General features: G+C 44.9%; 5 protein-coding genes, 2 tRNA genes and 1 pseudogene. 5 read left to right on the top strand and 3 right to left on the bottom strand.

All coding sequences use genetic code 11. The features are described 5' to 3' along the window. Positions 1-71 precede the first annotated feature (71 nt). Positions 72-578, bottom strand: a complete 507-nt coding sequence (ruvC, locus tag ENN47_03400) for a crossover junction endodeoxyribonuclease RuvC (protein ID HDP77226.1) — start codon at positions 576-578, stop codon at positions 72-74. A 323-nt stretch (positions 579-901) separates the two neighbouring features. Continuing rightward, a tRNA-Asp gene (locus tag ENN47_03395) sits at positions 902-979 on the bottom strand. A 463-nt stretch (positions 980-1,442) separates the two neighbouring features. On the opposite strand from ENN47_03395, the pseudogene ENN47_03390 reads away from it, so the two are divergent. From ENN47_03390 to ENN47_03380, 3 genes and pseudogenes are all read left to right on the top strand, one after another. Beyond that, positions 1,443-1,877, top strand: a pseudogene (locus ENN47_03390) (hypothetical protein). Between the two features lie 25 nt (positions 1,878-1,902). Further along, the gene (locus ENN47_03385; protein HDP77225.1) at positions 1,903-3,189 is read left to right on the top strand and encodes a peroxiredoxin; all 1,287 of its coding nucleotides are present in this window, start codon (positions 1,903-1,905) and stop codon (positions 3,187-3,189) included. A 359-nt stretch (positions 3,190-3,548) separates the two neighbouring features. Next, a tRNA-Cys gene (locus ENN47_03380) sits at positions 3,549-3,625 on the top strand. On the opposite strand, the gene ENN47_03375 is transcribed toward ENN47_03380, so the two are convergent. Further along, the gene (locus ENN47_03375) at positions 3,604-4,122 is read right to left on the bottom strand and encodes a nucleotide kinase (GenBank protein ID HDP77224.1); all 519 of its coding nucleotides are present in this window, start codon (positions 4,120-4,122) and stop codon (positions 3,604-3,606) included. The genes ENN47_03380 and ENN47_03375 overlap by 22 nt on opposite strands. 219 nt (positions 4,123-4,341) lie before the next feature. Here ENN47_03375 and ENN47_03370 point away from each other — a divergent pair, with 219 nt between their 5' ends. Beyond that, positions 4,342-4,614, top strand: coding sequence for a hypothetical protein (locus ENN47_03370; protein HDP77223.1), 273 nt, complete (start codon positions 4,342-4,344; stop codon positions 4,612-4,614). Between the two features lie 2 nt (positions 4,615-4,616). Continuing rightward, the gene (locus ENN47_03365) at positions 4,617-5,624 is read left to right on the top strand and encodes a glycosyltransferase (GenBank protein HDP77222.1); all 1,008 of its coding nucleotides are present in this window, start codon (positions 4,617-4,619) and stop codon (positions 5,622-5,624) included. Positions 5,625-5,683 lie beyond the last annotated feature (59 nt).

The raw sequence follows: 5,683 nt of genomic DNA, 5'->3' as shown, positions 1-5,683 counted from the left end.
AGACGAATCGGCTTCGATGATTCTCGATAGAAGCCTTTTTATTGGAAGTCCTAAATTCCTCATGCACAGCTTCATGCTTTTCGAACACCTCCGGGAAACTTCCTTGCGGCAAGGTGACACCAGGCTACCGCAAGAGCGTCGGCAGCATCATCGGGTCTCGGAGTCTCCTTCATCCGAAGAAAGGCTTTCAAAGTCCTCTGAACCTGTCCTTTCTCGGCTCTCCCATAGCCTGTAACTGCAAGCTTCACTTGATGGGGAGTATATTCAAAAATCGGTACTTCATGCCTCCTCATGGCAAGAAGAATTACTCCCCTCGCTTCGCTCACCTGTATCGCAGTGGTGACATTCCTGAAAAAGAAAAGCTCCTCAACCGCCGACTCGTCTGGACTGCATTCCTGTATAAGTCTTTCCAACTGATCATGGATTTTCAGAAGTCTGTCTGGAATCGGTTCATCCGGTTCCGTTCTGATGGCGCCATATGAAACGAGTTCAATCTTTGAAGCCCTCATCTCGAGCACACCGTATCCAACAGTACCAAAACCCGGATCAATTCCCAGAACCCTCACACAAGCCGGCAATTACCAGCACCTCCAAAAAAACCAAACCATCATTATAGAAAAACAGAATTGAGTACAAATCCCCTCAGATTAGAATCGCAAGTTCAATCTCTCATCGGCTTCCCGAAATCTCAAGTGCGAAACCGGCATCGCGTGCTCAGATCAGTTTGACCAACAATCCGGTGATAGTCTTGAAGTTAATGCCCTGAACATATTCTAACCGCATGCAGCCCGAAAGAAGTTAAGCAGATATTGACCGGAAGATCTTCTTGCTTGCGATTGTCTTCTGAAACTGTACAAGAAGTCACTTCATAAATAAAAAGAGAGCCCCTAAGGACTCTCTCTGGCGGGGACGACGAGACTTGAACTCGCGGCCACCGGTGTGACAGACCGGCATGATAACCAAACTTCACCACGTCCCCGAACAGATAAGATTTTACATTACTCGCATCTTTCTGTCAATAGCCCGATATGCCGTGATGATATTGCTGTTAAATGAGAAAGCCAAGCAATAACTACGGGCAAATGAAGTGATCCGTAGTGAATAGTATAGAGCAAACCAGAATATGGAAGAACTTATCATCACCGGGAGCTACCACCAAATTCTGGAGAAGACTACATATGGCCCCATATGTCTTTTAATGATTCAATGCGTACACACATCACGTACACTACATTCTATCGTGTACTTCTCTTAATAATCACAGTAATATTACAATAGTACTGTGGAATTCTGCGATTTAGGTAACACAGGACAGATATCTACGAATATTTAGTGCTAATCATATCTAATTTAATTAATTGCTATTTTCTATATGAAATATATAATTATATTATTTTAGTACATTAACTAAATAGAAAAGAGGGAACTTTGATGTTTAAGAGGTGTTTTTTGATTTTTCTTTCGTATTCCTGTAGGTTTTGACATTTGGACTGACTGGTGGCGTGATCACAAGAGTGGAGGACCCCGGCTGCTATTTGTATGAATGCGATTGTTTCTTGTATTCAGAATTTTCTTACAGCAAAGAGTTGATAATTAATACGAGATTTGTACCCTACGCAGTATATTGCTGTATTTCTACAGAAGCACGTCATTACGACGCAAACAACAACCCTTTGAGTTTATATGCAAGCGCTTACGGAGAATGCAGATACTCGATTGACGCAAGTCCGTGGAGCTGGGAGTACGTGGATGTTGACTGCGAAGGATTTGGCGTAGCCAGCTGCAACAAATGCACAATAATGTTCTATTTCTTCCAAATCGAAGATGACTTTGAAGCCGAAGCTGTGAGTGAAAGTTGTTTTTGCTCCGATCTTTGACATATGAATTGAGGAGGTGATTCGTATGGCTAAAAAGGTAGCGATATTGCTTGTCGTTTCGTTGATTTCGTCGGCGATGCTTTTTTCCGGTACTCTGTCCGGTTACCTTACAGAACGGATGGGCTGGACATACATCGCGAGCGGAAGCGATGTCGAAATGAGTATTTATCCACCGGAAGGAGTCTGCGCACTCGCAGATGAGCGTATTTTCTATGGACAGATCAGAATTGGGGATTCAACTGTCAACATAGCAATCATGAACGTCGAGCCTCCGATCCTCTGGATCGACAGCGATTACGACGGCTGTTTTCTAAACGACATTCCGATGAAGGGACAATATAGAGGGGCCGTTATAAATGAAAGCCGCGCCTATAAATTCAGTCAACAGTTAAGGGTCGAATATCTTTCCAACGGGAATTCATCTTACATGACCCAGGATATCGAGATTCACGCGATCCTTCCAAAAAAGGAAGGCGTCGAAGTCGACTACTTGCTCATGAGTAGAAGAGAAGGTTTGCTGGAAGTCGACGGAGAGCTGATCGAAATCGCCCTGTTTCCTACCGCGCCCGATGGCCTGGCCGAAAAGATAGACGAAGTCTTCATCGGAATAGATCTGGACAGAGATGGATCTATAGACATGGTTCACAAGAATCACGAGCTTTTCGAAGCGACCAGCGTCATAAGAATCAACGATAAGAACTACAGAGTAAGCGAGATCAGCAGGGACGGCAGAAAAGTCACATTCGAACAGGTCGATGAAGATGCCCAGAATAGGCCTCTGTTGAAAAAGGGTTCGATCGCACCTCTGTTCGAAGCCAGAGACGTATTTGGAGAGACCTTCTCTATGAGCGATTACCTCGGAAATCCCATCATTGTAGTCGTGACTTCGAAGACACCGCTTGAAGTCTTCACAGGTGGATTTCCATGCGCTACCGATGACTGCGAAGATACCGGCAGAGAAGAGAAGAGGCTTAGAAGTCTTCTGAGTGAACTTGTCGCATGGAACGAGTACTCCGCAAAACCGGATGTTGAGCTGTTGTGGCTTTACTCCGGCGGTGAGATCAGTTCTGCAGACTCTCTTGACGAATACTCCTGGTTGCACCTGATAGCCGATAAATCGGTGGTGGAGCTTTACAGCACGCCGTTGTCGAACGGCATGTTCCTGATCTCGAAGGACGGTAAGATCGAGTATCTTGACGATTATGTCCTCCAGGCGGGCGATGGCTCGATTCCCACATGTCCGGTGTTCAGAATTCCCACTTTCGGGATTACCAGTTATATTTGGTTCAGGGAATTCGTTTTCGACAAATGATGCAGTGCTTATCCTCCAGAGAAAATGGCCGTAAGAACTCTGTCTTCCATACGAGTGTTTCCATATATTACGGATGCAAGAGCAAAGAGCATACTTTCAAATTGGTGTTCATAGTGTAGATAAAGAGTGCTAAATCACTTTGCTCGTTTCAGGTCGGATAAATTCGCATTTGGTTTTGGGTAAGAAAAGATATATCATTGAGTTGCAAAGGATGTCCCCGCGTCCTGTTGCAAGTTGGTTCCAGACCCAAGGAACTAGGGAGCCAACCTCCCTCCTGAAGAATTTTCCACCCCGAGGGCCGCCGATAGCGGCCCTTTTGTTGAAATGATCTCGTTTACATGCTAGAATAAATCTCGTTGGGCGACGTAGCCAAGGGGTCAAAGGCGGAGGTCTGCAAAATCTCTACTCAAGGGTTCAAATCCCTTCGTCGCCTCCAGGAGAGGGTAGATTTGCCCTCTCTTTTTCTATCTCTCTGGCGATTCTGCCATAGACTTCCTCTCTGTTTTCGGGAGTGATTTCGATGCTCCTAATTCCCATCGAAGCCTTCAGATGACCTATGAATGAGAAGTTGCCCTTTCTTAGGACGCAGAGACAGTGCCTTGCTCGCCTTAGAGAGGATACTACCGCTTGCTGGAACTCGGGAGAGTCTTCCTCGAGAAAACCTATCTCATCCATTATCAGTACATTATCGGATGGGATTTCCATAGTTCCGAGAAGTCTCGTCGCCGATACGAACCCTTCTTCAACAATTCTCAACCGCCCGTTGTCTCTACAACCTATGAGAAACGAATTGCCACCAAAGAAATTAATGTGAAGCTCTACAAGACTCTCGTCAAAGTGTGTCTCAAACCCTGTGAACTTGGTCAAGCCCTTAACTCTTTCTACAAGATAACTCTTTCCTGCATTTCTCTCTCCCGTAATGAAAAACTTCATAGGAATTCCCCCAACATTATCAACGAAGACTCATGAAGGCAGCAACGGCCACCACTTCCGCCTCCATAATACTCTATCTGCAACACGCATTAGTATACCTTAATGGCTGGGTTCATACGCTCCATGACAAATAAACTTCAGAAGATCTTCTGTGTCTTATTTGTGAAGCGTGGTCCGCTTCTTCCATAATCGAGAAGCAAATATGGACAATTAAGACGAATGAGAAAACACACCAGTTCTGCAAGAGAAACCTTATCCGAACTGAATGCAAAGGATATGCTAAATGCCTCGAGATGCGGTAGAATAGTCGTTGAAGAGCGTCTCACCGCTTTGAGAGTCGTTTGCAAAATGTGCAGTATAGCGACCGACAACAGAATAGAGGTCTATTCGGTTTGGTTTTTCAATCACTTTCTGTTACAGAATCACTTCAAGCAGATGGGCGTATTTGGCGAAGCTACACTAACGATCAACATGGAGTTCTTCTGGAGGTAGAGATGAAGGTTCTGCTATATTCCGAAGGTAAAAAGCTTTTCAGTAAATCAGGCGTGGGAATGGCACTCAAACATCAGATGTCCGCTCTTGACAAGGTGGGTGTCAAATACACAACGAATGAGGAAGACCGCTTCGATATCGTTCACATCAATACGATTGGACCCGGGGCGGAAAGAGTTCTCAAGAAATCAAAGAAGTCGGGGATTCCTATTATTTACCACACACATACAACCTATGAGGATTTCAGAAACTCGTTCACTTTTTCGAACACGATTGCTCCCTTGCTGAAGAAGAGACTGATTAAACTATATTCCTCGGCTGACTTTCTGATTTCACCCACGGAGTATGCCAAGAAGTTGATCATGAACTACGGTATCACTCTGCCGATCAAGGCAGTTTCGAATGGTGTCGATAATAAGAAATTCACTAAGAGCAAATCTTTGGCTGAAAGCTTCCTTTCTGAAAACCAAATCCACAAACCCCTGGTCGTCTCCGTAGGGCTCCCTTTCGAGAGGAAGGGCGTAATAGACTTCTGCCAGATCGCCGATACGAGGAAGGATCTGACATTCTACTGGTTTGGAGCGAAGATAAGCAGTCTCCTGCCTGCAAAGATAAGACGTCTTCTCAAGAACCCTCCAGATAACGTGAAATTCCCCGGATTCATTCCACAGGAGATGATTATCGGTCCATACTCCGCCTGTGATGTCTTCCTCTTTCCAAGCTATGAGGAAACTGAAGGAATTGTCGTTCTGGAGGCACTGGCTACTGAGGCTCCAATTGTCCTCAGAGACATTCCGGTTTACAGTGAATGGATGAAACATGAAGAGAACTGTCTCAAAGGCAATAACAACCAGGAATTCATCAAACATATCGATAGACTGCTAGAAAGCAACAGTCTCCGGAAGAAACTATCTTCATGCGGAAAGGAGACCGCTTTGGAAAGAGATCTTTCGATAATCGGCCAAAAGCTGAAGAATATCTATCTTGAGGTTCTTGATAATAAGCTATGAAGAAATCGACCAGAAACTCTGTGATCGCGATCGCGTTGAGTATCCTGATCATACTGATT

It is taken from the genome of Mesotoga infera, assembly GCA_011045915.1.
In the GTDB taxonomy this organism is placed as follows: Bacteria; Thermotogota; Thermotogae; order Petrotogales; family Kosmotogaceae; genus Mesotoga; species Mesotoga infera_D.
This window is presented reverse-complemented; position numbering and strand designations above follow the sequence as displayed.